Raw genomic sequence first — 25,933 nt, forward strand, 5'->3', positions numbered from 1 at the left:
TAGGGGGCGGTGACGTGACCTCTAGCATCGGAGCGGTGCGAAGCCTGCCAGCGTTGAGTGCGTGGCGCTTCGTCGCGGTGTTCGGCGTGGTCAGCCTGCTCGCCGACTTCGTCTACGAGGGCGCGCGGTCGATCACCGGTCCGCTGCTGGCGTCCCTGGGTGCGACCGGACTGGTGGTCGGCGTGGTGACCGGCATCGGCGAGGCCGCCGCGTTGGCGCTGCGGTTGGTATCGGGTCCGCTGGCAGATCGAACCCGACGATTCTGGGCGTGGACGGTTGCCGGCTACGCGCTGACGCTGATCACGGTTCCGCTGCTGGGAGTCGCGGGCGCGTTGTGGGTCGCCTGCAGCTTGGTGATCGCCGAGCGTGTCGGCAAGGCGGTGCGCAGTCCCGCCAAGGACACGTTGCTGTCGCACGCCGCCAGTGTCACCGGTCGCGGCCGCGGTTTTGCCGTGCACGAGGCGCTCGACCAGGTGGGGGCGGTGATCGGCCCGCTGACCGTGGCGGGGGTGCTCGCCGTCACCGGTAACGACTACGCGCCCGCGCTTGGGGTGCTGGCGCTGCCAGGTGCGGCGGCGCTGGCGCTGCTGCTGTGGCTGCGGGTCCGGGTGCCGCATCCGGACTCCTATGAAGGGCCAGCGGCTTGCGCAGTGTCACCTGATGATGTTGCAGCGCAACGGTTCTGGGAGTTACCGCCACGGTTCTGGCTCTACTGCGGATTCACCGCGATCACCATGTCCGGCTTCGCCACGTTCGGGTTGTTGTCGTTTCACATGGTCACCCACGGCTTGCTGAGCGCTGCCACGGTGCCGCTGGTCTACGCGGCCGCGATGGCCGCGGATGCGCTGGCCGCTTTGGTTTCCGGCTACAGCTACGACCGGTTCGGCGGGAAAAGCCTTGCGGCACTGCCGCTTCTGTCGAGCATGGTGGTCTTGTTCGCCTTCAGCGGCAACACCGCGATGATAGTGGCGGGCGCGCTGCTGTGGGGTGCGGCCGTGGGGATCCAGGAATCCACGCTGCGGGCCGTGGTCGCCGACATGGTCCCCGCACCACGGCGAGCCAGTGCGTACGGCGTGTTCGCGGCCGGGCTGGGCGCGGCAAGCGCGGTCGGTGGCGCCCTCGTCGGCTGGCTGTACGAGATCTCCACCGGCATGGTGGTCGTGGTGGTGGTCGCAATCCAGTTGGTTGCGCTGCTCAGCATGTTCACCATCGGGTTGCCCCGCGGTGCGGGCGCAACAGCCGAAACCCTTCCACCCCGTCCTAGGTGATGACACGATGGACAACCATGACCAGTCGATCGGCAGCCAAGCTACGTCACGTCACACGCATGAGCGGACCCGCGGCGGTGTGCGCTCTCGGTATCGGCTTCACCGCCACATGTGGCCTGGCGAACGCGGATCCACTGCCGCAGCTGCCGCAGGTCCGCTACGAGGTGAGCGGCAGCGGTGTCGCCGAGTACATCTCGTACCAAACCGACACCGGTCAGAAGCGCGCGGTCAATGTGGGCCTGCCATGGTCGGCGCAGTTCACCGCCTTCGGCGCGCAGGTGTTCGTGCTCAGCGCGCAGGGGCCGGGCAGCATCACCTGCAGAATTCTGCTCGACGGCAACGTGGTGACGCAGCAGACGGCGACGGGCGCGCCCGGACACACGGTCTGCACGCATTGACATTGCCGGGTCACTAGCTCGACCGCTGGCGGTCTAAGCTCGCCGATGTCACCCTTCAAGGACGAAGCGGGACAAAGGAGGAGCACGGTGGACCTCAAAACTGACCGCAATGCCGGCCTGCTGCCCCGAGCCAACGGGACGCCGCCGCCGGAGGTTCCGCTCACCGACATCGACCTGGGTTCGCTGGAATTCTGGGGCCGCGACGACGACTTTCGCGACGGCGCCTTCGCCACCTTGCGGCGGGAAGCCCCGGTCTCGTTCTGGCCGGCGCTCCAATTGCCGGGATTCACCGGTGGCGCCGGACATTGGGCACTGACCCGCCACGACGACGTCTTCTTCGCCAGCCGCCATCCGGAGGTGTTCCATTCCTCCCCCAACATCACGATCAACGACCAGACACCGGAATTGGCCGAGTACTTCGGCTCGATGATCGTGCTCGACGATCCCCGGCACCAGCGGCTGCGCTCCATCGTCAGCAGGGCGTTCACGCCCAAGGTGGTGGCCCGCATCGAGGCGTCGGTGCGCGACCGCGCGCAGCGGCTGGTCGCGGCGATGATCACCAACCATCCCGACGGCCAAGCCGACCTGGTCAGCGAGCTGGCCGGGCCGCTGCCGTTGCAGATCATCTGCGACATGATGGGGATTCCCGAAGAGGACCACCATCGGATATTCCATTGGACCAATGTGATTCTCGGGTTCGGTGACCCGGATCTGACCACCGATTTCGAAGAGTTTCTTCACGTTTCGATGGACATCGGCGCCTATGCCACCGCACTGGCCGAAGACCGCCGCGTCAACCACCACAACGATCTGACCACGAGCCTGGTGGAAGCCGAGGTCGACGGCGAGCGGCTGTCGTCGTCGGAAATCGCGATGTTCTTCATCCTGCTGGTGGTGGCCGGCAACGAGACCACCCGTAACGCGATCAGCCACGGCGTGCTGGCGCTGTCGCGCTATCCGGAGGAACGACAAAAGTGGTGGTCGAACTACGACGCACTGGCGCATACCGCGGTCGAGGAGATTGTGCGCTGGGCCTCTCCGGTGGTCTACATGCGCCGCACCCTGAGTGAGGCCGTCGAACTCCGAGGCGTCACGATGGCCGCGGGCGACAAGGTCTCACTGTGGTATTGCTCGGCCAACCGGGATGAGTCGAAATTTGCCGATCCGTGGCGGTTCGACGTGGCGCGCGACCCCAACCCGCACTTGGGTTTCGGTGGTGGCGGCGCGCATTTCTGCCTGGGGGCAAACCTGGCTCGCCGCGAGATCAGGGTGGTGTTCGACGAATTGCGCCGGCAAATGCCCGATGTCGTCGTGACCGAGGAGCCGGCCCGGTTGCTGTCGCAGTTCATTCACGGCATCAAACGGCTGCCGGTGGCCTGGGGTCATTGAGATGGCCGACGTCGACGTCTGCGTGGTGGGCGCCGGATTCGCCGGTCTGACGGCCGCGCTTCGGCTCAAGCAGGCCGGTCGTTCCGTCACGTTGCTGGAGGCGCGGGACCGGGTCGGCGGCCGGACGTTCACCGTCGAGCGTGACGACGGATCCTGGATCGACAAGGGCGGCGCCTGGATCGGGCCGACTCAGGACCGAATCCATGCGCTGATGCACGAATTCGGGGTCTCGGCCTTCAAGCAGTACACCGGCGGCGAAGCCATGATGGTGGTCGACGGCAAACAGCACCGCTATCAGGGCACGGTGCCGTGGACCATGAGCCCGTGGGCATCGTTGAATCTGGGCGCCGCCATGTTCGAAATCGGCCAAATGTGCAAGACGGTCCCGCTCGAGGCGCCATGGGAAGCCAAGAAGGCCGCCAAGTGGGATCGCATGACGCTGGCCCAGTGGCTGCGCAACAACGTCATGTCCAAGGCGGCCCACGACCTGCTGGAAACCGCCATCGCCGGCACCTACACCTCGGACGCTTCCGAGGTGTCCATGCTGTTCGTTCTCTATCAGATGGCATCGGGCGGTGGGCCCGGTTTCGTACTGGGTGGCGAGGGCGGCTCGCAAGACTCTCGGCCGGTGGGAGGTATGGGTGCCATCTACCGGCCGATGGCCGCCGAGCTGGATGACGCGATCACGCTGTCCCGCCCGGTGCGTTCCATCAGCCAGGACTCCGACGGCGTCACCGTACAAGCGGACGGTCTGACGGTGCGGGCCGGTCGGGTCATCGTGGCGGTGCCGCTGGCCATCGCCAGCCACATCGCTTATGAGCCAATGCTTCCCACCGATCGGTCGTTTCTGCATCAGCGGATGCCCAGCGGCGCGATCGTCAAGGTCTCGATCGTCTATGACGAGCCATTCTGGCGCGGCTGCGGCCTCTCCGGCCAAAGCGCTGCGCCGGGATCGCTGGCGACGCTCACTATCGACGGCTGCCCCGACACCGGCGGCCCCGGCGTGCTGGTGGTGGTCATCGAGGGTCCCATTGCGCGGCAATACGAGCGCCTTGACGAGGCCGGCCGCCGCCAGGCGGTGCTCGACGCCCTGGTGGACCGGTTCGGCGCCAAGTCCGGAAGGCCGGTGGACTACGTGGAGCAGAACTGGAGCCGTGAGCGTTATTCCGGGGGTGGCATGATCAGCCACGCACCGCCGGGTGTGCTCACCCAGTTCGGGCATGCGTTACGCAGGCCGTGCGGGCGCATTCACTGGGCGGGCACCGAGACATCGGCCACCATGTGCGGCTGGATCGACGGCGCGATTCGCTCCGGTGAGCGGGCCGCCAACGAAGTCATGTCGACCGAGACGCTGACGGCGGCTTGAGCGAATACACGAACAGCACCCGCGGGTAGATGCTCAGCCATTCGGGCGGCTGCGGAAATCGCGTTACGCGAGAAGCGTTCTGGGCCAACCAGTTCAGCGCCAAGCGATAGGTGCCGATGTCAGCCGGCGGAAATGGGTACCGGTAGTACCACGCGAACACCTCCACGTGGGCGCGAAGGATCAGCTTGCCAAGGCGGCCGTCCGGCATGTCCTCGAACACCATGACACTACGACGTGCGACCCGGTGACATTCCTTGACCAAGGCCACCGGATCGTGGCTGTGATGCAGCACCTCGCTGAGCACAACGTGGTCAAATGCATTGTCGGGTAAGGGAATCGACGTGCCGTCGAATAGCCGGAACGGCACCGGCGCCCGACGGAAGTCCGCCACGTCCACGCCGCTGGCGGTCACCCCATACATCTGCCCCAGATACGCCGACAGATGGCCGGTTCCGCACCCGACGTCCAGGACGCTGTCCGCCTCGTCGAGATAGCCCGCGAGCGCTTCGGCCTGGCCGCGTAATCTGGCCGACGGCCGCACGACGTTCAGCGCGTCCACGAGACCCGGTGGCGACGGCAGCTGCATGGCGATCATTGTGCCCGGAAAACCTCTCGGAGGGTGGGCGACCCGCTGCGGCCGCGCCGGTGGATGCCACCACTCGATGGCGCCGGCTACAGCGTTTACTCTCAGGCATGTCCATTCCCGCATTCCCCGACGCCGACGTGCTGGCTGCCCGGCAGAAACTGGTCCTCGACCACTTCCATGACGAGGTCCGCCAGGACTGGGACGCCGTGCTGTCGACGTTCCCGCATCCGCGTTACGAGCTGATCCCGCAACTGACCGTCCACGACGGCAACGAGGCGGTACGCGGTTACTACGCCGACACCCGGACGGCGTTCCCGGACCAGGACCACGAAATCATCGCCTTGCGGCACAGCGCCGATGCGGTGATCGTCGAGTTCTGGCTGATGGGAACCCATTGCGGCTACCTCGGCAAGATCCCGCCCACCGGGAGCCGGTTCCGGGTCCGGATGACCGCGCACTTCGTCTTCGACGACACCGAAACACTTGTCTGCGAACGTATTTACTTCGACACCCTGACGATGATCAAGCAACTGGTCGGCGGACTAGATCCGAAGAAGCCGGCGAACTGGCTATTGGCCGCACGCTGCCTGCGTGGCTTGCTGGCGATGTCGTCGGAGCAACCGGACCCCGCATTGACCAACACCACGCCGCCAGCGTTCGCCGAAGCCCGGACGTAGGCGAGTACGCTTTCGCACCGAGGTCCCCGATGCTCGAGAATCCCGCTGCGATGAGGCAACGAATCCGTCACCCGGTGTGCGGCCAGTCGGCGGCCGCACTGTCGGCGGCTGCGCTCTTGGCGGCCGCGCTCTTGGCGGCCGCGCTGTCGGCGGGCTGTGCCACCAACAGCGTCCGGGCCGGCCCCAGCCCGGCCGGCAGTAAGCCGGCAACAGCGGCCGTGCGCACCAGCACGCCCCCCCACCCCGGCAGGCCCGCGCACCGAGAAATGGATTGCGCTGCAGGTCGGCGACTGCGTGGCCGACCTGCCACCGGCCGACCTCAGCCGGATCACCGTCACCGTGGTCGACTGCGGGACACCGCATTTGGCCGAGGTATATCTGCGTGTGCCGGTGGGGGTCGACAACGCCATCGGCGCCGTCGCTAATCGCGAATGCGCCGCCGGGATCGTGTCGTACACCGGGCAATCGGTGGCCAACGGCGCATATTCGATGACTTACCTGATCGACTCCAACCAAGACAGAACGGGGGCAAATCCCACCCCGAGCACCGTCATCTGCCTACTGCAAGCGCCGAACGGTCAGCTTCTCACCGGATCCGCGCGTCACTGACGCGCTCTCGACGCGATGCGGTCGAGGACACGGATGTTGTGGGCGGTGTCACGGCTTTCCTCCCGCGCAATCACCTCGACCCATTCCGACAGTGGCGGTGGCGGGTTCAGGTGGCGTCTGATCCACCAGGCAAAAATCGTGTCGTGATCGTCAATGACTTTGGACCGGTTGCACTCCGGCTCGACCAGCAGCTGCTGCGCGAAGGTCCATGCCATGTCCCGAGATTGCCGCAGCTCTGCGGTGAGCAGGCCGGTGTCGTCACCGGTCAACTGGCTGCGGTAGCGGGCAAAGCCCGGCGAGATCTGTTCCGTGGCGTCGGCTATGACGTTGGCCTGGTTCACCAGAATGGCATTGACCGCGTCGAAGTCGTTGCGCAGCGGCTCCAAGGAATCACCGGCGGTATCGGCGGCGGTGATACCCAGATCGAAGGTGTCGTGGGCATTCATCGCGGTGAGCATGTGCTGCAACATGATTGGTTCCTCGCTGTCGTTGGTCTCGAAGGCGACCTGCCACACCTGCGACGGTTGGCCCGTGCCGCTGCCGAAATAGCGGTGCAGGGCATCAAAATAACGCCGGGCGAACGTCAAGCCAAACCGGGTTGTGCGTGGTCCGTCCTCGAACACTCCGCGGTCAATGGCATCACCAATCGCGATGGTCGACCGCTTGTACATGACCGCGAAATACCCGGCCGGGTTCGCCGTGTCAACGGACCAGTCGATGATCGATTGCAGCGCGGCGACGATGTCGTCGCGGGTGTCGACGCGCGGTAGCGGGGGCGGCATGCCGTTTAGTATCCAACGCCGGCCGACCACGGGTAGCATCATCAGGCGGTTTCACGCGTCCAACCGCAGCGCCCGCGGGAGGGTCACTATGGCAAACAGTGACAACCCGGTCCCGCAGGGGCGGATCCGGCGGACCATGCCGTTGGCCGGTTTCGCCGCCCGCGCCGCGGGCGGGCGCATCGTAGCAGGACTACGGGAGAAAACCGGCGACACCGGCGCGGTCGCCCGCTTCCACGAACGCACCGCCGAGCGGTACTCAGAACTATTGGGCCGCTCCAAGGGCGTGTTGATGAAAGCCGGGCAGATTCTTTCCGTGATGGACACGAGTTGGGTTGGTAACGGCCAGTTTTCCGGTTACCAGGCCGCGCTGGCGCACCTGCAGGCCGATGCCCCGCCGATGGATCCGGCCCTGGCTCGCGAGGTGCTGCAGGCCGATCTTGGCCGGCCGGCCGAGGAGGTCTTCGCCGAGTTCGCCGACGAGCCGATGGCTGCTGCCTCCATCGGGCAGGTGCACCGGGCGGTGCTGCCCGATGGTCGCCGAGTGGCGGTCAAAATTCAGTATCCGGGCGCGGCCGAAGCCATCCGCGACGATCTGGCCAACACCGAATTGCTGGCGAGCTTTCTGCGGCTGGTGTCCACGACGTTGGGCAACGTGATTCAGACCGATGTCAAGCGGGCCGCGCGCGAAGTCGCCGCTCGCATCGGCGAGGAAATCGACTACCGCCACGAAGCGGCCAACATCGCCGCGTTCGCCGGGCTGTACCGCGACCACCCGTTCATCCGGATCCCGGACGTCGTTGCCGAAGCATCCGGCGACCGAGTGTTGACAATGACCTATCTGGACGGAATGGATTGGGCTGCAGCCCAAGACGCGGACCAGGAGCTCAAGAACCGCTGGGCCGAGGTCATCTTGCGGTTTGCCACCGGTTCGGCCCGCCACGCCAATCTGTTTCACGCCGATCCGCACCCCGGCAACTACCGGTTCGGCTCCGACGGGCGGGTCAGCTTTCTCGACTTCGGCTGCGTGAAGGTCGTTCCCGAGCCGTTTCGCCACACGTACATGCACACGGTCCGGGCGGCGCTGGACGGAAGGGCTCACCAGCTGCGCGAGCTCATGGTGGCCGCGGGCTTTCTGACCGCCGATTCCGGCCTGAGCGCCGCCCAGGTGTACCAATGGTGGGCCGAGATCCTTCAGGAGGCCCTGGGCCCGCAGCCGGTCACCTTCACCAGGGACACGTCGCGGCGAGCGCTGCGGGCACTGGTCCCGCTGTCGCCCGACCACCCGGTTCGTCGCATGTCACTGCCCGAGGACCTGGTTTTCATGTCGCGAATCAGCCTCAACGTCAATGCAATATGCGCCATGCTCGGGGCCAGTGTGCACGCCCGGTCGATCGCCGACGACCTCGACGGCGTCGCGCAGCCGGTCACACCGTTGGGCCAGCAGCATCACGCTTGGGTGCGCCGGCGTGGTCTGCCGTTCGGGTTGGACCGCCATGACCATCCCTAACAGCTGACCCGCCCGTCGTTTCCCGGGTGTTTGACGCGCGAGTCTGCATCCAGGGCGTCCAGTCTGCGCCTGGAGCCTGCTGACTGCGACTTCGTCGCTCTCAGCGCGGAATGAAACCTGACCCGGTTCCGGCGGCGCGGACGGGTCCCGGTCGCCGATCTGGTCAGCCGTCAGCCGTGGGCGGCCGACGTTCCCTTTACCGGTACCCGTAGCGGTCGATGACCTCGCCCCAGCGTTGTGTCACGGTCGCCCGTTGTTCGGCGGTCAATTGGTAGGTGTTGGTTTCGTAGTCCGCCCGCTCGGCGAAATACTGGCGCAGCGCCGGTCGCAGCCGCTCGAAGTCGCCCAGTCCCAGGTGCTCGTACAGTCGGCTCAGCTGACCTTCGGGATTGGCGACCAGGTCTTCATAGCGCAATTCGTAAAAGCGCGACGGGTCAACACGCTTGCGTCCTTCCTCCAGCTTCCGGTACAGGTCGACGTAGGTGGACACGACCTTGTCGTCCAGCCCCGCGAACGTCGGTCGCTGCAGGGCGTGTATCCGGGTGAACGCTTTGTGAAGGTGAATGGTCGACGGGTAGACGACATACGGGTCTCGGACGATGTGGATGAACTTCGCTTGCGGAAAAATGTCCAGCAGCACCTTGATCCGAAAACTGTGGATGGGGTTTTTCAGGATCACCGTCTTGCGACGGCGGAAGTACAGCTGCTGGACGAACCGGAACAGGGTTCGCTTCCACGCTTCCAGTTCTCGTGGCGTCAATTGCTCCAAGTCCAGATACCGCTCGTGTGCCAGCGGCCGGTTGGGGAAGGCAATGGCCAGGTACGGCGACGGCAGTCCCTGCACGCACCAGATGAATTCGTCTTCCTGGGGGTGCTGCAGGCTCAACTCCATGTTGTCCATGGGCCGATGCTTGGGCACCAGGAAGCCCGCCCAGCGCGCGAACCACTCGGTCAGCAGGAAATGTTGCGGCGCAAGGCATTCGTAGCCGGTAGGCGCGGTGTGGTGATCGTCGAGGACCAGCAGTTCGTGCAGCAACGTGGTGCCGGTGCGCCAGTGCCCGACGATGAACACCGGTGGATCGGCGATCACCGTTTCGGCCACGCGCCTGCCGAACACGGCCTGCTGGCAAAGTCCCAGAACAGAATTCACCACGCTGAGAAACGTGTAGAGCACCGCGAAGTGCCAGCGGCTCCAGTGCACCGCGAAGCGGTTCTGGATCAGCAGGCGCGTCCAGGCGGACAAATTGCAGCCGATCCACAGCGGCGCTGCCCACTCATGCCACCATGAGCGGGGCGTCTTCATCGAGATGCGCGGGGTGTCACGGCAACCCGGAGCAGGGTCGGGCCGCGAAGGTTGGCGCTCGTCGTCCATACCGGGGCGTCGACCACGTCGATCCGGTCGATGTTGGTGACGATCTCGCGTAGCACGGCGTGGCCCTCCATCCGCGCCAGCTGGGTCCCGGGACACAGGTGGATGCCGGAGCCGAACGCAAGATGACCGGTCGGGTTGCGGTCGGCACGAAAGACGTCCGGATCGTCGTACTGGCGCGGGTCGCGATTCGCAGCGCCCCACGCCAGCAGCACCAGCGAGCCCGCCGGGATGATCGCCCCGCCGACCTGATAGTCGACTCGCGTGGTGCGGCAGATGTTCTGGATCGGAGACACGAAGCGAAGTTGCTCTTCGATCGCCGAGGGAATCAGATTGGGTCGGCGCGCCAGGAGCCTGAGCTGATCGGGAAACTCGGCCAGCGTGAGAAACAACGTGCTGATCATATGCGCGGTGCTCTCATAGCCGGCAACCAGCAACAACACCGCGAAAAAGAAGAGTTCGTCATCGCTGAGGCGACCGTGCTCGGCATGCGCGGCGAGTCTGCCGAAGACGGTGTGCGCGCCCAGGAGCCCATTGGCGCGCCGCTGCGTGAAGAGCGCCCGCAATCGCCGAAAACCGTTGAAGCCCTGCGCAAGCGAAACCAGTCCGGAAGCCGACAGGGTGACGTCGGTGATCCGAGCCGCCTGGTTGGACAACCGGCAGAACATGGTCTCGTCGGGTTCCGGCACGCCCAGAACGGTGGTGATGGTGCGCATCGGCAGCGGTGCGGCCACGGTGGCGACGACGTCCGCGGGCGTCCGGGTCAGTAGTTCGACGACCAACTCGTGGGCCAGTCGATCGACCATCGGACGCCATGACTCCACCGCCCCGCGCGCCATACTCGGCGCCAGCTGCTTGCGCAACCGGGTGTGTGTCGGCGGGTCAGAGGTCGGAAGGAAGGGCAAGCACAAGCGGGAAAAGGTGACTCCGCCGGCGCTGGACAACGCGTGGTGGTTGCGCGCGGCTTCGCGGACGTCGGCGTATCGACTCACGATGTAGACGTCGCGTTTGGGGTTGTACTGGACCCGCTCGCCCGCCAGCAGCTCCCGGTAATGCGGGTAGGGGTCTGCGGCTGTCACCGGATCGAACGGATCGAAATCGGTGAGCTGCACCTGCTTTTGGGAACGTTTGCCGTCCAGCCGCGACCGGACCTTGCCGGCGGCCCGGAGCGCGAGGCGCATCGCGACCTCCGGGCCATAGGTCCCGACCACCCGCGCGTCGCGCCACAGCGCGTTCCCCTCGAGATCAAACCAACCGGACGAAGTCCGAGTCGAGCCGTACGTGGTCGGCCCGCGCCCGGGTAAGCCACGCGCCATCGGGCATCCACCGCGCGGCACCGCCACCTCGGAACTGGTCATGACCCTCCGATACCGGCCTACACAGGCCCAAGCAGCTCCAGAACATTGACAGAGTAGCGGCGGGCCGGGCGCTGGGTGGCCAGTTCGGCAAACCGATACGAAGCCGAAACCGCTGGTCAGGTGCTTAGGCCGACTAAATGCGAGCCGACGACATTTCGGCGCGGACGCCACGGCGACCGGACCGGGCGACCCCGGATCGGAGTCGTTTCTCAGCAGAGCATTTCACCGCGCCACGGCACGGGCCCTGGCTACACTCGGTCGACGTCGAGCGCCTGTCCCCCGACTTTCTCTGGGAGTTGCCCCGTGGCCGATCACCACACGCCCGCTGGCACGCAGGGCGCTGACTGCCCAGCCGAGACCGAGCCCGACTACCGGTTCACCCTGGCCAACGAGCGGACGTTCCTGGCTTGGCAGCGCACCGCCCTGGGACTGCTCGCCGCCGCGGTCGCACTGGTGCAACTCGTCCCGGAGCTGGCGATCCCCGGCGCCCGCCGGGTGCTGGGTGTGGCGCTCGCGGCGCTGGCAATCCTCACCAGCGGGATGGGCCTGCTGCGCTGGCAGCAGGCCGACCGAGCCATGCGCCGTGGCCTGCCGTTGCCCCGTCACCCCACGCCCGCATACCTTGCCGTGGGTCTGGCCCTGGTCGGGATCGTCGCGCTCGGTTTGGTGATCGTCAAGGCGGTCCGGGGTTGAGCCGACCGGCAACGCCGAGCGGGACATCGGATCGCGGGCTGCAGGCGGAACGGACAACGCTGGCCTGGACCCGGACGTCGTTCGCATTGCTGGTCAACGGGGTGTTGCTGACGCTCAAGAATCTGCGCGGCCACCACGGAGCGGCGGGGTTGATCCCGGCCGCGCTGGCCGCCCTGGCGGCCTCGTGCGGCTACGCGATCGCCTGGCAGCGGCAGCGAACGCTGAGCCGCCCGAGGCAGACCCGAATCACTGCCCGCCGCCAGGTCTACATCGTCGGTACGGCGGTGCTGGTGCTCATGGTCGTGACCGCGGCTGCCCAACTGCTGTAGCGGCTTGATCGCGGCGCCATTGTTCGCTCAATATCCGGATCTCGGTGCGAAGCTCCTCGATCTGCGCGGCCGTAGCGGCCCGATTCTCCGAATCGGCTCTTCTTTCGACGGCTCGGTCATTACGGCTGGGCCTCCGAGTGGGTATCGGTCGAAACTTCCGCTCGCTATAAGGTAGCGCGCCGTCAATGCGGCAACTGTCTGCCGAATTCCATTGCCGTGGTATTTCTTTCGATGAACGGACAGTTAGCAGCCGAGTTGATCGGCAAGGTCGAGGAAATCGGCGGCGTTGATGTCGAACTCGTCTTCGTAAGCCACATCGGCGTCACCGCCGGGACCGAATTCCAGCGGGCGGGCGACAAAAGCGGTGCGGAATCCGAGTTCGGCCGCGGCACGGATGTCGTACTTGTGGCTTGCCACCATCATGATCTCGGCTGGTTCGAGTCCCAGGTAGGTCGCGGCCATATGGTAGACGGCCGGATCTGGTTTGAATGCCCCCACCATCTCCGCGGCGAAGATCGCATCCCACGGCAAACCCGCCCGTTTGGAAATGTTGATCACCGCACTGACGTCGGCGTTCGACAGGGTGGCGAGCGTGTAGTCCTTTTTCAGCCGGGTCAGTCCGGCCACCGTGTCCGGCCACGGCCTCAGGCGTTGCCAGGCCAGGGTGAGTTCGTCACGCTCGGCGGCGGAGAAATCGGTGATTCCGGATTCGTCGAGCACCGTGTCGAGTGAGCGCCGATACACCGAGTACACCGAGATCCACTTGCCATGCTCGCTCGGTGCGGCTTTCAACGTGGTGAAGTAGCCGGCCCGCCAGCGCGTGACCACCGCTGGCCAATCCACACCCGGGTGTCGGCCGGCGCTAATCCGCTGCGCCTCGTCACAGACGGTCGAATGGAAATCCGTCGCCGTACCCTGCACGTCGAAAAGTATCGCTTTCACCATGGGTTCATCATGCAGCCTCATCCGCAAACGGTGGTGCGGCGTGCCGAAAATAATTTCCGCAGGCCCGACGTCGGTGACCTGACGTTTGAAAACTATGCTAAGGCGCGGCATTTGCGCTGACCGTGGCGAGAATGGCGGCATTAGCCGGGGCCGTTCGGGCGTCCGCTCGAGCCGGAAATCCGACTTTCAATCTCCGTTAGGAAATATCTTTGCATTCTGTAACGCAACGGTGCGGCTGCGAATCGGGCGACACACCCCGTCGACAACGAGCGGTGATCGAATCCGGTGTGGAGACCAACCGCTGCGGGCCGCACCAACCCGCGAACACCATCTTCGGGCGCCACTCGTCGGTCCGGCCGTACGATTCGGCCGGTATCGCACGACCGCGGGCCTCGATGCTGGATACCATGGGCCAACACGCGGAGATACACCGCTGACCTGGGATGAATGGGCGTGAGCAAGTTGCTGCCGACCGGAACGGTGACGCTGCTGCTGGCTGATGTCGAGGGCTCGACGCGGCTGTGGGAAACCCAGCCCGAGACGATGACCGCCGCGCTGGCCCAGCTCAACCGCACCGTCGACGAGGCCATCGCCGCTCACGACGGGGTACGCCCGCAGGAACAGGGCGAGGGTGACAGCTTTGTGGCCGCCTTCGCCCGCGCCAGCGACGCGGTGGCCTGCGCGTTGGAGTTGCAGCGAGCGCCGCTGGCCCCGATAAGACTGCGCATCGGGATCCACACCGGCGAGATTCAGTTGCGCGACGAGGCCAACTACGTCGGACCGACGATCAACCGCACCGCGCGGCTGCGCGATCTGGCGCATGGTGGCCAAACCGTGCTGTCCGGGGCGACTGAGCCGCTGGTGGTCGACCATCTCCCCGACGGGGTGTGGCTGGCTGATCTGGGTAACCACCCATTGCGGGATCTGCCACGCCCGGAACGCGTCGTCCAGCTGTGCCATCCCGACTTACGCAACGACTTCCCGCCGCTTCGCGTCCGCAATGTGGGTGCGTCACATAATCTTCCGGCTCAGTTGACGACTTTCGTCGGGCGCCAGGCCGAAATGGCGGAGTTGCGCCGGTTGTTGACCGGCGAGCGGCTGGTGACGTTGACCGGGGCCGGGGGTGCCGGCAAGACCCGCCTTGCGGTACAGGTCGGTTCCCAACTCGCTAACGGGTTCCCCGAAGGGCTGTGGTACGTCGACTTGGCTCCGATCAACAACCCTGAGGTCGCACCGGTGACCGTCGCACGCACGTTGGGTCTGCCCGATCAACCGGGCCGCTCCACCATGGACTTGCTGGTCCGATTCCTCGGCGAGCGCAAAGCCCTGCTGCTGCTTGACAATTGCGAACATCTGCTCGACGCGTGCGGGACCATGGTGGTCGCGCTGCTGGCGGCGTGCCCACGGTTGACGATCCTGGCCACCAGCCGTGAGCCGCTGGGGGTGCCCGGCGAACTGAGTTGGCGGGTGCCGTCGCTGTCCGTGACCGGCGAGGCGGTCGAGTTGTTCACCGACCGCGCCCGCCACGCCCGCCCCGAGTTCGGTGTCGACGACGACAATCTCGCGCTGGTTGAAGAAATCTGCCGGCGCTTGGACGGCATGCCGCTGGCGATCGAGCTTGCGGCGGCGCGTATTCGGGCGCTGTCGTTGCAGCAGATCGTCGACGGCCTGCATGACCGGTTCCGGTTGCTCACCGGGGGTGCGCGCACCGCGGTGCGCCGCCAGCAGACGCTGCGGGCCTCGGTGGATTGGTCGCATGCGCTGTTGACCGAACCCGAGCGGGTGCTGTTCCGCAGGCTCGCGGTGTTCGCCGGTGGATTTGATCTCGACGCCGCCCAAGCCGTCGGCGCCGCCAATGCGGTCGAAAGCTACCAACTTCTTGACCAACTGGGCCTGTTGGTCGACAAGTCCCTGGTGGTCGCCGACGACACCGGTGACGGGATGCGATACCGGTTACTGGAAACCGTGCGCCAATACGCGTTGGAAAAGCTCGACGAGTCCGGCGAGACCGACGAGGTGCGCACCCGGCATCGCGACTACTACACGGGTATGACCACCGAATTGGAGGCGCAGGGCCACTGGGCCGACGAGCGGCTGCTGCATTGGGCGCAAACCGAAATCGACAATCTGCGAGCGGCATTCACCCGGAGCCGGGAAGGCGGCGACTTCGATACCGCCCTGCAACTCATTTTGTCGTTGCGGCCCTTGTGGTTACGGGGCGGACGCGTCCAGGAAGCGCTGGCCGGGCTATCGGCCATTTTGGCCGACGAGGACCACTCGGCAATAGCACCGGCGGTGTGGGCGGGAGCGGTGGCGCAGTACTGCATCCTCGCCAGCTGGGTCGGCATACCGGCGGAGCTGGGACGAGCGCAGGAGGCACTGGCTGTGGCGCGCGACCTCGGCGACCCCGCACTAATCGCCCGCGCCCTGATCGCCTGCGGAATGCTTGCCCTCTACGACCCCGGGCTGTCCCAGCCCTACTTCAACGAGGCCGTCGAACTGGTCCGCGCGATCGGTGATCGGCGAAGCCTGTGCCAAATCTTCAGCTACCAGGCGACCGCGGCGGTCATGCGCGGCGAACCTGTCCCGGCGATCGCGGCCGCCGAACAGGGACGTGAGCTCGCCGACGCGCTGGGCGACCGGTTCTTCTCGCGGAACTGCCGGGCGTGGCTGAGCACCGCGTTGATGATTCAAGGGAACCTCGACTACGCGGCCAAGGTAGCTCGTTCGGTGACCGAGGAGGCCGAGGCGGTCGGCGATCTCACGATGGCGGTCTTCAGTTACGTGAGCCTCAGCGAGGTGCTCGGATTCCACGGTCAGGCTGACGCTGCACACGCGGCAGCGCAGTCCGCGATGCAGGCGGCAAACACGATGGGCGGTTACTTCGCCGACGCGGTGTACTCGGTGTTCGCCAATGCCGCCCTGGCGCGCGGCGACGCCGTGGCGGCCCGCAAGGCAGCCGAGACGGCCCTGCAGCAGACCAATCCGCTCCGCGAGGTGTTCACCAGGAGCGTCGCCCCGTTGCCGGAGGCCTGGTTAGCGTGCGGCGACCCGAGCGCTGCTCGGTGTTTCGCCGACGAGATGCTCGCGGTGGTGCCCGGTTGGTATCGCATGATGGCGCTGCTGGCGCGGGCGTTTATCGCGATGGCACAGGACGAGCCGGAGCTGGCCGCACGCGACGCCCACGATGCCCTGACCGTCGCCGCCCGCACCCAGGGATACCTGCGAGTGGACGACACGCTGGAATGCCTTGCCCGCCTTGCTGTCAACGACGACAACCATGGGTACGCGGCGCGTCTGCTGGGTGCGGCGGAGGCGATCCGGCGACGCATGGGGCACCCCCGCTTCCCGATGTATCAAGCCGGGTATGACGCTGCCGTCGCCGCTGTCCGAGAGGCGTTGGGACAGAGCGATTTCGATGCATTCTGGGCGGAGGGTGCTCGACTGTCCACCGAGGAGGCGATCGGGTATGCGCAACGCGGTTGAGCTTGGCCGGGTGCGCGAGCGGCTGTCAGCGGGCGTCGCGGTGCAAGGCGCGGCGGGCGGGCTCGCTTTCGCCCGCACTTCGGTTTAGAGCGGTAAGAGCGTCAGGGGTTCGATGCGCCCGGCTACTCACGGTAGTGCACTGGCACCGGTATTGGAATCCACACGTGCGATTGAGAGGAAATGTGTTGCGAAATAAGGTAGTTGTAGCGGTAGGCATTCTCGTGGCCACCGCGTCCGCGGTGTTGACACTGCTGCCCTGGGTCGACGTCACACGTTTGGGAGTCCCCATGCGGTGGAATGGTCTCGGCAAATACGTCGGCGAATACCGCGAGCACTATGGCGCTTTGCTTAGTGGCATGGTCAACAGTTGGCCGGGATGGATCGTGTTGATAGCTTCGATCGCGGCCGCCGGCGCGTTGGTCGCTGCGACGCGAGCGCGCTGGTTGCCGGTCGTCGCGTGCGGATGCGCGATCGTGGCGTTCGCCACCGTAGTCTCGGTCTTGGTGTTTCCGGCACTCCTAGTGGGCGGGATAAAGCACGAGCTGGGAGCGTCCGGGATACCTGACCGGCAATTCTTGAACCCCGGCGCGCTGATTGCCGAAGCCGTGACCACTACCGTCCTCGTGACGTGCACCCTGCATATCGCACTCTGGCGCTCTCGGAGAAAGCCCAGCTATGCCCCTGCGACCTCGTCGCGGCGACGCCGCAGACTTTCACTGTGACCTCCCGAACCGGTGACACCAACCGGTCGCTCGCCGAACCCGACCCCTCTGGCCGTACCAGGCCATCCCGGCGTTGTCGGGGCTTCCCATCCTCACCGACGTCGACTCGGATCAGGCTGTCTCCCAGCTCCTACCGCGCCACTGCGGTGGCTCGGCGACGGTGGTCTCTCACCCCGTTCGGATGAACAGCGCCCTGACGGCCAGCCGACTCAGGATTTCAGCGGCTTCGTGAGTTGTTCGAGTGGTCCATTCTTAGCCAGCAGCACGTCGATGACGCCGTCCTATGCAAACATCCGCTCCTCCTCACTACTACAGACCTTGCGGCCATCAGGCGGTGCCAGCCTCAGGTCAGCAGCCAGACGCAACGGCCCCCAGCCGTAGCGGACCGGTAGTTTCGTAGTGGCTGGTCCACAACGCGACGGCGGATCGGGAGCGCCGTGGCGCCTCGAAATGCCTACAACTATTGCCGCTGCCGCGTATGGTCTGGCCAGTTGCTGGCGGTTGCTGGGAGGGCTCGTTGGAGGGAACTTCGTTCGGGAGATACCGGCTGATCGAGTTATTGGGCCGCGGCGGCATGGGCGAGGTGTGGCGGGCCTATGACACCGTCACCGACCGGGGCGTCGCGGGCAAGATCCTGCCTGCCGAGATTTCCGACGACGAAGTGTTCCAGCAGCGGGTCCGTCGCGAAGCTCATGCCGCCGCACGATTGAGCAACCCACATCTCATCCCGATCCACACCTACGGGGAGATCAACGGGCGGCTGTTCGTGGACATGCGGTTGATCGAGGGCCGCGACCTACAGTCGGTGCTCAGCCGCGGGCCGCTGCCGCCGATGCGGGCGGTGCGCATCATCGAGCAGGTTGCCAAGGCGCTGCACGCCGCGCACCGGGATGGGCTGTTGCACCGCGACGTCACGCCGTCAAACATTTTGCTCGACGCCGACGACTTCGCCTATCTGATCGATTTCGGAATCGCGCGCGCGGCGGGCGAACTGGGCTTGACAACCGTCGGCGATGTGATCGGCACCTGCCATTACATGGCCCCGGAACGGCTCAGCATGGGACGGGTCGACGCCCGCTCGGATATCTACTCGTTGACCTGTGTGCTCTACGAGTGCTTGACCGCGCAGCATCCCTTCCCCGGTGACAGCCTGGAGCAACAGATCACCAGCCACCTCGAGACGCCCCCGCCACGGCCGTCGAGCATCATTCCCGGGCTGCCGGTGAAGTTGGACATGGTCATCGCCAAAGGGATGGCCAAGGATCCCCGCGACCGCTACCAGACCGCAGTCGAATTGGCGCGAGCCGCCCACGATGCCCTGACCACGCCTGCGCCGCAGCCCTCCGTTCGGCCACCGCCGCCCATCCCCTACCCCGTCGCTGCACCCGCCCACCCGGACGCTCGCGGTCAACCGCAGATCGCGCCACGGTCGCCACCGCAACATGTCCCGGCCCCCCCGACAATGCCGCGACGACTGGCAGAGGCGCTCTCAGTCCCTGCGCAAGAACCCGCCGCGGCCGCGCCGCCGGCCACGATGACACGGCCGTCGCGGCCCTGGTGGCGCCGCATGGCGGTCGTTATCATGGCCGCTGCCCTGCTCACCGTGGCTGTAACTGTTGCGGCCATGGTCACAGTTAGCACTCTGGGTCCAGAACGCACCGAGTTTCATCAAGTGGTGCTGCCTTTCACCGGCCTTCGAGACCCGCAGGGTCTGTCGGTCGACAGCGGGGGCACGGTCTATGTCGGTGACACGCTGCACAATCGGATACTGGCGTTGTTCGCGGGCTCGACCACGCCGGTCGTATTGCCTTTCGACGGTCTTAGCTATCCGACCGGTGTGACAGCGGACAACAGCGGCACAGTGTATGTCAACGATGCCGGTAACAGGCGGGTTGTGGTGCTTCCTGCCGGCTCGAAAACGCAAGTGACCCTGCCGTTTACCGACTTGAGCAATCCGACCGGGTTGTCGGTGGACAGCAGCCGCACCGTCTACGTCACCGATACGGCGAAGAATCGAGTGGTCGGACTTTACGCCGGTTCGAACACACAGTTCGAACTACCCTTCACCGGCCTTAGCGATCCGACCGGTTTGGTCGTGGACAGCAACGGAACGGTGATCGTGGCCGACGGCGGCAACAACCGGGTTCTGGCGTTGCCGGCCGGCGCGAAAACCCAAGTCACGCTGCCCTTTACCGGTCTCAAGCAACCCGGCGGCGTTACCGTGGATAGCGAGGGCGCGGTCTATGTCACCAACAAGGGCAATGGCCGGATACTCAAACTCCCGCCGGGCTCGTCGACGCAAGTCGAGCTGCACTTCACCGGCCTGGACAATCCCTGGGGTTTGGCGGTCGACAACATGGGCACCGTCTACGTAGGCGGTCGCAATGACCAGATTGTGGCGCTTCGGCAGAAGTAGGCAGGGCCGCGCGACTGCGCCGGCTGGGCAAAAGCCGCCCTGAGGCGCGCACCGACACACCCACGCGACCGCGTTTGATGACGATGGGCCGGTGCCACGCTCGTCGACATGTACAAGCGACGCCACAGCAGTCGGGTAAGCCGAACCGAACCCGGAGGCTTGACAGCAGGGTTGACGCATGCAACTGTGGACCAATACATTTGTATTTCATCCAGTACGAACGTATGTCACGCCGGAACGCCGAGCCGGGGCGGTTTGTGCAGCGGGAAATCCATCGAAAGGGGTTATGACGGTGACGTTGTGGGTGGTTCCTGAAGGCATGGCAAGCGCGGCCGCCGCGGTCGAAGCGCTCAGCGCTCGGCTAGCGGCCGCGCATGCCGCGGCCGCACCGACGATTTCGGCGGTGGTGGCACCGGCGGCCGATCCGGTGTCGTTGAGCACCGCGGCCGGCTTAAGCGCTTGCGGCATCGAACATGTGGGCGTGGCCACCCAAGGAGTCGAAGAGCTGACCCGCTCCGGCGTCGGCCTGGGCACCGCCTGAGTCAGCTACGCCGCCGGCGACAGCGCAGCAGCACTGACCTACGGCCTAGCCGGCGCTGCACTGTGAGCGCACCGGTCTGGATGGCCTGCCCACCAGAGGTGCACTCCGCGCTGCTTAGCGCCGGACCCGGACCGGCCCCGCTGATCGGAGCCGCCACACAATGGTCAACGCTGAGCGCCGAATACGCCGCCGCAGCAGAAGAACTCACCACCGTGCTGGCCGCAATGCAAACTGTTGCCTGGCACGGCCCAAGCGCCGAGATATGCGCAGCCGCCTACGCACCGTATCTGGCATGGCTAACCCAAGCCAGCGCCGACAGCGCCGCCACCGCCACCACCCACCAGACCACCGCCACCGCCTACCTCAGCGCCCTCACGGCAATGCCCACCCTGGGCGAACTAGCCGCCAACCACGCCACCCACGCGGTCTTGCTGGCCACCAACTTCTTCGGCATCAACACCATCCCCATCGCGCTCAACGAAGCCGACTACATGCGCATGTGGATCCAAGCCGCCACCACCATGAGCGCCTACCACGCACTCACCACCACCGCACTCGCCGCCACCCCCCACACCACCCCCGCCCCCGCCATCATCAAACCCGGCAGCACCATCGCCGCCACCGCCGCCCAAACCACCCTCACACCCTTCCCGTTGTGGGAGATCCTCGAATTTATTGCGCGAGCCGTCCTGAGCGAGATCGTTTATATTGTCGGATTTTGGGGCCTTCTTCTCACCGTCTGGGTGGTGCCGCTTCTTTTTGTGGCCGCCGCGATAGCATTGTGGGCGGGTAATGCGACTCTTGCATTTAATCTGGTTGTGGTAGCCATCGCCTGGTTAGTCATAATTCCGGTGTTCGGAATCTCAGCCGTGTTGCTACCTTTTCTTGCTCCGCTACATGTTATCGGGATCGTGATCGACTGGATTATCGGAAACCTGACTTTGATTGGTCCGGCTTTGGCGCCCGCGCCAGCTGCGGCATTGGCGTCGCCAATTTCTGTTGCTTCGAGTGCGGCCGCTGTGGTAGCTCCGGCGGCGGCCACCGAAGTCGCCGCGGTGGAGCCGGCGGCGGGCGCATGGGCAGTGTCACAGGCACAGTTAGTGTCGGTAACAGCCGGACATCAGGGTTCCGTTGGGTTTGCTGGCACGCTCCAACACGGGACTGTGGAGCACGCTGGCGGGTTGGCCACCATCGGAGGTGCCGAGTTCGGTGATGGCACGCAGGTGCCGATGTTGCCGGCCACTTGGCACTCGGATCTGGTTGGGGCGGCAGTAGATAGCGAATCGTTCTTGGCCGCAGTGTGATGTGTCACGGTCATAGCGTCGGAAAAATCAAGTAGACAGGAGATATGTTGTGAGCTTGTTGGATGCCCATATTCCACAGTTGGTGGCGTCACAGTCGGCGTTTGCCGCCAAGGCCGGGCTGATGCGTCACACGATCGGTTCTGCCGAGCAGTCGGCGATGTCGGCGCAGGCGTTTCATCAGGGTGAATCCGCCGCGGCATTTCAGGCCTCGCACGCGAGGTTTGTGGAGGCCGCGGGCAAGGTCAACGCCTTGCTGGATATCGCGCAGGCCAATCTCGGGGATGCTGCCGGGACCTATGTGGCTGCCGACGCTGCTGCGGCGTCGAGCTACACCGGATTCTGAGTCGATCACCACTACTAATTCTTGAAGGGAATTTTTGATGTCACAAATCATGTACAACTACGCGGCGATGCTGGGTCACGCCGGGGATATGTCGGGATATGCGGGCACGCTGCAGGGCCTGGGCGCCGACATCGCCACCGAACAATCCGCGCTGTCCAATGCGTGGCAGGGTGACACCGGAATGACCTATCAGGGTTGGCAGGCCCAGTGGAATGACGCCATGCAAGACCTGGTGCGCGCCTATCACTCGATGGCCTCCACCCATGAGAACAACACGTTGGCGATGAACGCCCGCGACATCGCCGAAGCCGCCAAATGGGGAGCTTAACCCCTAAAACTGTCTTTCGCTTGGCCGGAGGCACCAGAAACCGTGCGGTATGATAATATTGCAGTGGTGCATTGTCGCCCCACGAAGCGGGCAATACTGACGTTCGTAGCAAGGGGTTATGACGGTGACGTTGTGGGTGGTTCCTGAAGGCATGGCAAGCGCGGCCGCCGCGGTCGAAGCGCTCAGCGCTCGGCTAGCGGCCGCGCATGCCGCGGCCGCACCGACGATTTCGGCGGTGGTGGCACCGGCGGCCGATCCGGTGTCGTTGAGCACCGCGGCCGGCTTAAGCGCTTGCGGCATCGAACATGTGGGCGTGGCCACCCAAGGAGTCGAAGAGCTGACCCGCTCCGGCGTCGGCCTGGGCACCGCCGGAATCAGCTACGCCGCCGGCGACAGCGCAGCAGCACTGACCTACGGCCTAGCCGGCGCTGCACTGTGAGCGCACCGGTCTGGATGGCCTGCCCACCAGAGGTGCACTCCGCGCTGCTTAGCGCCGGACCCGGACCGGCCCCGCTGATCGGAGCCGCCACACAATGGTCAACGCTGAGCGCCGAATACGCCGCCGCAGCAGAAGAACTCACCACCGTGCTGGCCGCAATGCAAACTGTTGCCTGGCACGGCCCAAGCGCCGAGATATGCGCAGCCGCCTACGCACCGTATCTGGCGTGGCTAACCCAAGCCAGCGCCGACAGCGCCGCCACCGCCACCACCCACCAGACCACCGCCACCGCCTACCTCAGCGCCCTCACGGCAATGCCCACCCTGGGCGAACTAGCCGCCAACCACGCCACCCACGCGGTCTTGCTGGCCACCAACTTCTTCGGCATCAACACCATCCCCATCGCGCTCAACGAAGCCGACTACATGCGCATGTGGATCCAAGCCGCCACCACCATGAGCGCCTACCACGCACTCACCACCACCGCACTCGCCGCCACCCCCCACACCACCCCCGCACCCGCCATCATCAAACCCGGCAGCACCATCGCCGCCACCGCCGCCCAAACCACCCTCACACCCTTCCCATGGCAACAAATCAGCGAGCTTCTGGACTATGTAGGCCGGCTGCTGTGGGAAGTACTTCCAACATTGCTGTCAGAGCTCATTCCGCTCGGATTGGCGGTGCTGTGGCTGGCATTAGATGTCTTGAGTTTTAACGTAATTGGGCTGGTGCTCCAATTAATCGAAGATGCTCCGCTGTTCATCGAGTTTGGTATTAATTGCTTGCTGGTCGCGTACTTCCTGGCCTACGGGTACTTCGGTCTGGTAAAGATCCTGCTTGAGTGGGTGATCGGGAATCTCCTGGGTTTCTCTCCGCTGCTAACCGCGATGTTGGCTGGCGGCGTTGTCCCCCAGATCGCCGGTGTCCCAGGCGCGCCGTTGGCGACACTGGCCACTGCGTCCGCTCCATTGACGGCGATGGCCGCGGCAACACCGGTAGCAGCCACCGAAATCGCTGCGGTAGAACCGGTGGCAGGTGTCTCGCCGGTGCTGTCGCAGTCGCAGTTGGTGTCGGTCACGCCCAGCCACCAAGGTGCCGGAACACCAGGATTTGCAGGCACTGCCGAACAAGGGACCGGAGTGCACGCCAGCGGGTTGGCCACCATAAGAGGTGCCGAGTTCGGTGACGGGGCACAGACGCCGATGCTGCCGGCCACCTGGATTCCACAACCAGCAGTGACGGTTGGGGTATAACGATCTCCGGCATTCGCCCTAGCCGATCTAAAAATTGCGAACATTGACCGCAAACGGCCTCCCGAACAGCTGAAATCCAGTTTCACCGAGGACCGCGTCGGCCGAACTGCGTAGCCGCCCCGATAGCAGCAGTTCGACATTAATCGATATAGTGATGGGAATAATCGTCGAAACCATCTTCCGGAAGCAGTTCTGACGCCCTAATCGAAACCTTCGATCAACCCATAACCGAAGGTTATTGACTTGCTACGGCTCACAGGCATCAGCCGGGTAATGCGTAGTGCACATTCAGTTAATGCGACTAAAATCGGCACGTGATTGAAACATCCAACACTCCTGTTAATGGAACTTCTGACACAGTAATGCCCGCGCCGACAATGGCCCCACAAAAATCGGACACCCCAAAGATTTTTAAAGCCGCGGCGTGGGTCACCGTTGTCGTCGGGACCCTAGTAGTCGTTGCCGGAATATTCTTCGCTGGCTTTGGGATGGCTGTCTATAGCGAACATGCCAGCGAGCCCCATCACCATCAGCGCGAATACCCCGCGATGGTGATGGAAATTCCGAATGGCGGCCACGGTGTGCCCAACCATGCGCAGCCTTCACCCGCACCTTCTCCCACGCCAGGCCGTTAGAATCGCTCAATCCGCATAGCCCAGTGCTCGGTGAGCACTGGGCTATGCAACGATTTCGCCTCCGTCGACAACGACTTTTCGTCTCGCCTGACTAAGCCCGGGGCTCAGAGATGTGAGACCAAGGACGAACGAGCGCTCCCGAAACTGAAGCCGATGGGCTCCATGTTCGACGGCTTCAAAGAGCACGTCGGATTACGCTGCCAGGAAACCGGTCAACGAGCCTTGGCAACTCCACGACAGCATGGATTTCGGCTACATCGCCAACGCCGCGGTGATCGACGACCCGACTCACCTCGCCCACCCGGCGATGGCGCCCAGTAGGAGCTGAAGCGATCGGCGGGAACGCAGTCCACACAGCCCGGTCCGCGCGCCTTGCTGACGACGGCACGCTGACGCCCGAGACACGAAACCCGCAGCCAGGCAAGGTACTTGCGGCGTGCCACATCCAAAGAGCCGACGTGGGTTTGTGGTGGGAGCGCGATTAGTTGAGCTTCGGATCGCGCGAATGTGCAGCCGTCGCTGGGACCAACCGTGGTGCCGTTCGTCGAGACTGAAGCCACGACGACCGCCATCGGCGTGTCGCCTGCGTAATTACAGTGTCGCGGTGACAATTCGGCGGCAACCGGGGATGCGCGACGCCCCAATCGCGAGGCGACCGCGGGGCCGGAATGTCACCGACGAGATGCCCCGCCGCTAGTCGGCCGGCGTAAACCGGACAACGGCCCAGTTCAGACGTTCGGCCGCGTCGGCGAACTCCTCGACTGAGGGTATGCGCTTGTCGCGGAACTTCAATCCGATGATCAGTTGCGCGCGCCTGACCCCATAGGACTCGGCGCAGCGATGGACGAGATCGGCGACGGTGGCACGGTCTTCGATGAGTTCGCCATGCATGGTCATCGGCTTGCCATCGTAATAGATCTCGGCGGTGGCACCGTTACGGAAGTTGTTCTTCCATCGCATGCGGGTGAGGACGAAAAGACCGTCATCCAACCAGTGGGCACTTATCGGTATCGAATACTCGCGACCTGTCTTACGCCCCGTGAAGCTCAACACCATAAAGTGCTTACCCGCCGAACCCGCAAAAGGGGTGCGCAGCAACAGGTTTACCAGCGGGCGAATGATCGTCAGCGCGCGCTGCCCGCCGTCGCTGACACCTTCGACCGCATGCAATTGTTTAGCCATGCTAG

Annotated in this window: 26 protein-coding genes; 19 read left to right on the forward strand and 7 right to left on the reverse strand. The window is 65.0% G+C overall.

Annotation, left to right across the window (positions count from 1 at the left end; all coding sequences use genetic code 11):
* Positions 1 to 14 precede the first annotated feature (14 nt).
* The 4 genes from B4U45_RS03475 (at position 15) to B4U45_RS03490 (ending at position 4,421) form a co-directional block, all read left to right on the forward strand.
* Positions 15 to 1,268 carry an MFS transporter gene (locus B4U45_RS03475; protein WP_075549356.1) on the forward strand — a complete coding sequence of 418 codons (1,254 nt, stop codon included), beginning with the start codon at positions 15 to 17 and terminating at the stop codon, positions 1,266 to 1,268.
* Between the two features lie 59 nt (positions 1,269 to 1,327).
* The gene (locus B4U45_RS03480; RefSeq protein WP_240316439.1) at positions 1,328 to 1,666 is read left to right on the forward strand and encodes an MmpS family transport accessory protein; all 339 of its coding nucleotides are present in this window, start codon (positions 1,328 to 1,330) and stop codon (positions 1,664 to 1,666) included.
* Positions 1,667 to 1,753: 87 nt separating this feature from the next.
* The gene (locus tag B4U45_RS03485) at positions 1,754 to 3,055 is read left to right on the forward strand and encodes a cytochrome P450 (RefSeq protein ID WP_075549355.1); all 1,302 of its coding nucleotides are present in this window, start codon (positions 1,754 to 1,756) and stop codon (positions 3,053 to 3,055) included.
* Position 3,056: 1 nt separating this feature from the next.
* The gene (locus B4U45_RS03490) at positions 3,057 to 4,421 is read left to right on the forward strand and encodes a flavin monoamine oxidase family protein (RefSeq protein ID WP_075549354.1); all 1,365 of its coding nucleotides are present in this window, start codon (positions 3,057 to 3,059) and stop codon (positions 4,419 to 4,421) included.
* Here B4U45_RS03490 and B4U45_RS03495 read toward each other — a convergent pair.
* The gene (locus tag B4U45_RS03495) at positions 4,390 to 5,007 is read right to left on the reverse strand and encodes a class I SAM-dependent methyltransferase (protein ID WP_082275641.1); all 618 of its coding nucleotides are present in this window, start codon (positions 5,005 to 5,007) and stop codon (positions 4,390 to 4,392) included. The genes B4U45_RS03490 and B4U45_RS03495 overlap by 32 nt on opposite strands.
* Before the next feature lie 107 nt (positions 5,008 to 5,114).
* On the opposite strand from B4U45_RS03495, the gene B4U45_RS03500 reads away from it, so the two are divergent.
* Entirely contained in the window at positions 5,115 to 5,684 is a 570-nt protein-coding gene (locus B4U45_RS03500) for an ester cyclase (RefSeq protein WP_075549352.1), read from the forward strand.
* 67 nt (positions 5,685 to 5,751) lie between these two features.
* On the opposite strand, the gene B4U45_RS28870 is transcribed toward B4U45_RS03500, so the two are convergent.
* A complete protein-coding gene (locus B4U45_RS28870) occupies positions 5,752 to 5,916 on the reverse strand; it encodes a hypothetical protein (RefSeq protein WP_241780337.1) in 165 nt (54 codons plus the stop codon).
* Here B4U45_RS28870 and B4U45_RS03505 point away from each other — a divergent pair.
* A complete protein-coding gene (locus B4U45_RS03505) occupies positions 5,841 to 6,293 on the forward strand; it encodes a hypothetical protein (RefSeq protein WP_075549351.1) in 453 nt (150 codons plus the stop codon). The genes B4U45_RS28870 and B4U45_RS03505 overlap by 76 nt on opposite strands.
* Here the strand turns inward: B4U45_RS03505 and B4U45_RS03510 are convergent.
* Complete coding sequence (locus B4U45_RS03510) at positions 6,287 to 7,075, reverse strand: DUF5995 family protein (RefSeq protein ID WP_075549350.1); 789 nt, start codon at positions 7,073 to 7,075, stop codon at positions 6,287 to 6,289. The two genes, B4U45_RS03505 and B4U45_RS03510, sit on opposite strands and share 7 nt — an antisense overlap.
* An 88-nt stretch (positions 7,076 to 7,163) precedes the next feature.
* Here B4U45_RS03510 and B4U45_RS03515 point away from each other — a divergent pair, with 88 nt between their 5' ends.
* The gene (locus tag B4U45_RS03515; RefSeq protein ID WP_082275637.1) at positions 7,164 to 8,582 is read left to right on the forward strand and encodes an ABC1 kinase family protein; all 1,419 of its coding nucleotides are present in this window, start codon (positions 7,164 to 7,166) and stop codon (positions 8,580 to 8,582) included.
* 196 nt (positions 8,583 to 8,778) lie between these two features.
* On the opposite strand, the gene B4U45_RS03520 is transcribed toward B4U45_RS03515, so the two are convergent.
* Both B4U45_RS03520 and B4U45_RS03525 read right to left on the reverse strand, forming a co-directional pair.
* Positions 8,779 to 9,885 carry a sulfotransferase family protein gene (locus B4U45_RS03520; protein WP_075549349.1) on the reverse strand — a complete coding sequence of 369 codons (1,107 nt, stop codon included), beginning with the start codon at positions 9,883 to 9,885 and terminating at the stop codon, positions 8,779 to 8,781.
* Positions 9,882 to 11,309 (reverse strand): cytochrome P450, encoded by a 1,428-nt coding sequence (locus B4U45_RS03525; RefSeq protein ID WP_122526479.1) that lies wholly within the window; start codon positions 11,307 to 11,309, stop codon positions 9,882 to 9,884. The genes B4U45_RS03520 and B4U45_RS03525 overlap by 4 nt, the downstream gene beginning before the upstream one ends.
* Before the next feature lie 303 nt (positions 11,310 to 11,612).
* Between B4U45_RS03525 and B4U45_RS03530 the strand changes: the two genes are divergently transcribed.
* Both B4U45_RS03530 and B4U45_RS03535 read left to right on the forward strand, forming a co-directional pair.
* Positions 11,613 to 12,002 (forward strand): YidH family protein, encoded by a 390-nt coding sequence (locus B4U45_RS03530; protein ID WP_083155462.1) that lies wholly within the window; start codon positions 11,613 to 11,615, stop codon positions 12,000 to 12,002.
* Positions 11,999 to 12,331, forward strand: a complete 333-nt coding sequence (locus B4U45_RS03535) for a DUF202 domain-containing protein (RefSeq protein ID WP_075549347.1) — start codon at positions 11,999 to 12,001, stop codon at positions 12,329 to 12,331. Before B4U45_RS03530 ends, B4U45_RS03535 begins: the two co-directional genes overlap by 4 nt.
* 243 nt (positions 12,332 to 12,574) lie before the next feature.
* On the opposite strand, the gene B4U45_RS03540 is transcribed toward B4U45_RS03535, so the two are convergent.
* Positions 12,575 to 13,297 (reverse strand): haloacid dehalogenase type II, encoded by a 723-nt coding sequence (locus B4U45_RS03540; RefSeq protein WP_075549346.1) that lies wholly within the window; start codon positions 13,295 to 13,297, stop codon positions 12,575 to 12,577.
* A gap of 432 nt (positions 13,298 to 13,729) precedes the next feature.
* On the opposite strand from B4U45_RS03540, the gene B4U45_RS03545 reads away from it, so the two are divergent.
* From B4U45_RS03545 to B4U45_RS03590, 10 genes are all read left to right on the forward strand, one after another.
* Positions 13,730 to 16,762, forward strand: a complete 3,033-nt coding sequence (locus B4U45_RS03545; protein WP_082275639.1) for an ATP-binding protein — start codon at positions 13,730 to 13,732, stop codon at positions 16,760 to 16,762.
* Positions 16,763 to 16,983: 221 nt separating this feature from the next.
* Entirely contained in the window at positions 16,984 to 17,484 is a 501-nt protein-coding gene (locus B4U45_RS03550; RefSeq protein ID WP_240316440.1) for a hypothetical protein, read from the forward strand.
* A 517-nt stretch (positions 17,485 to 18,001) separates the two neighbouring features.
* Positions 18,002 to 19,900 carry a serine/threonine-protein kinase PknD gene (locus tag B4U45_RS03555; RefSeq protein ID WP_423734684.1) on the forward strand — a complete coding sequence of 633 codons (1,899 nt, stop codon included), beginning with the start codon at positions 18,002 to 18,004 and terminating at the stop codon, positions 19,898 to 19,900.
* A 292-nt stretch (positions 19,901 to 20,192) separates the two neighbouring features.
* Positions 20,193 to 20,441 carry a PE family protein gene (locus tag B4U45_RS03560; RefSeq protein WP_219859318.1) on the forward strand — a complete coding sequence of 83 codons (249 nt, stop codon included), beginning with the start codon at positions 20,193 to 20,195 and terminating at the stop codon, positions 20,439 to 20,441.
* Between the two features lie 62 nt (positions 20,442 to 20,503).
* On the forward strand, positions 20,504 to 21,745 hold the full coding sequence (locus tag B4U45_RS03565; protein ID WP_083155469.1) for a PPE family protein: 1,242 nt from the start codon (positions 20,504 to 20,506) through the stop codon (positions 21,743 to 21,745).
* 49 nt (positions 21,746 to 21,794) lie between these two features.
* On the forward strand, positions 21,795 to 22,088 hold the full coding sequence (gene esxG, locus B4U45_RS03570) for a type VII secretion system protein EsxG (RefSeq protein WP_075545517.1): 294 nt from the start codon (positions 21,795 to 21,797) through the stop codon (positions 22,086 to 22,088).
* A gap of 37 nt (positions 22,089 to 22,125) precedes the next feature.
* Positions 22,126 to 22,416, forward strand: a complete 291-nt coding sequence (locus B4U45_RS03575; RefSeq protein WP_075545516.1) for a WXG100 family type VII secretion target — start codon at positions 22,126 to 22,128, stop codon at positions 22,414 to 22,416.
* Between the two features lie 124 nt (positions 22,417 to 22,540).
* Positions 22,541 to 22,855: a PE family protein gene (locus B4U45_RS03580; protein WP_075549358.1), complete on the forward strand. Its 315-nt coding sequence runs from the start codon at positions 22,541 to 22,543 to the stop codon at positions 22,853 to 22,855.
* Positions 22,852 to 24,111, forward strand: coding sequence for a PPE family protein (locus B4U45_RS03585; RefSeq protein WP_219859319.1), 1,260 nt, complete (start codon positions 22,852 to 22,854; stop codon positions 24,109 to 24,111). The genes B4U45_RS03580 and B4U45_RS03585 overlap by 4 nt, the downstream gene beginning before the upstream one ends.
* A gap of 314 nt (positions 24,112 to 24,425) precedes the next feature.
* Positions 24,426 to 24,746, forward strand: coding sequence for a hypothetical protein (locus B4U45_RS03590; protein ID WP_131808324.1), 321 nt, complete (start codon positions 24,426 to 24,428; stop codon positions 24,744 to 24,746).
* A 693-nt stretch (positions 24,747 to 25,439) separates the two neighbouring features.
* On the opposite strand, the gene B4U45_RS03595 is transcribed toward B4U45_RS03590, so the two are convergent.
* Positions 25,440 to 25,928 carry a hypothetical protein gene (locus tag B4U45_RS03595; RefSeq protein ID WP_075548030.1) on the reverse strand — a complete coding sequence of 163 codons (489 nt, stop codon included), beginning with the start codon at positions 25,926 to 25,928 and terminating at the stop codon, positions 25,440 to 25,442.
* Between the last annotated feature and the right edge of the window lie 5 nt (positions 25,929 to 25,933).

The organism is Mycobacterium persicum, assembly GCF_002086915.1.
In the GTDB taxonomy this organism is placed as follows: Bacteria; Actinomycetota; Actinomycetes; order Mycobacteriales; family Mycobacteriaceae; genus Mycobacterium; species Mycobacterium persicum.

Bases quoted from the DNA above. Each gene is read 5' to 3' on its own strand.
- B4U45_RS03595 (WP_075548030.1), bottom strand. From the start codon at position 25,928: ATGGCTAAACAATTGCATGCGGTCGAAGGTGTCAGCGACGGCGGGCAG.
- B4U45_RS03540 (WP_075549346.1), bottom strand. From the start codon at position 13,297: ATGAGGCTGCATGATGAACCCATGGTGAAAGCGATACTTTTCGACGTG.
- B4U45_RS03490 (WP_075549354.1), top strand. From the start codon at position 3,057: ATGGCCGACGTCGACGTCTGCGTGGTGGGCGCCGGATTCGCCGGTCTG.
- B4U45_RS03480 (WP_240316439.1), top strand. From the start codon at position 1,328: ATGAGCGGACCCGCGGCGGTGTGCGCTCTCGGTATCGGCTTCACCGCC.
- B4U45_RS03510 (WP_075549350.1), bottom strand. From the start codon at position 7,075: ATGCCGCCCCCGCTACCGCGCGTCGACACCCGCGACGACATCGTCGCC.
- B4U45_RS03520 (WP_075549349.1), bottom strand. From the start codon at position 9,885: ATGAAGACGCCCCGCTCATGGTGGCATGAGTGGGCAGCGCCGCTGTGG.
- B4U45_RS03500 (WP_075549352.1), top strand. From the start codon at position 5,115: ATGTCCATTCCCGCATTCCCCGACGCCGACGTGCTGGCTGCCCGGCAG.
- B4U45_RS03525 (WP_122526479.1), bottom strand. From the start codon at position 11,309: ATGACCAGTTCCGAGGTGGCGGTGCCGCGCGGTGGATGCCCGATGGCG.
- B4U45_RS03495 (WP_082275641.1), bottom strand. From the start codon at position 5,007: ATGCAGCTGCCGTCGCCACCGGGTCTCGTGGACGCGCTGAACGTCGTG.
- B4U45_RS03575 (WP_075545516.1), top strand. From the start codon at position 22,126: ATGTCACAAATCATGTACAACTACGCGGCGATGCTGGGTCACGCCGGG.
- B4U45_RS03515 (WP_082275637.1), top strand. From the start codon at position 7,164: ATGGCAAACAGTGACAACCCGGTCCCGCAGGGGCGGATCCGGCGGACC.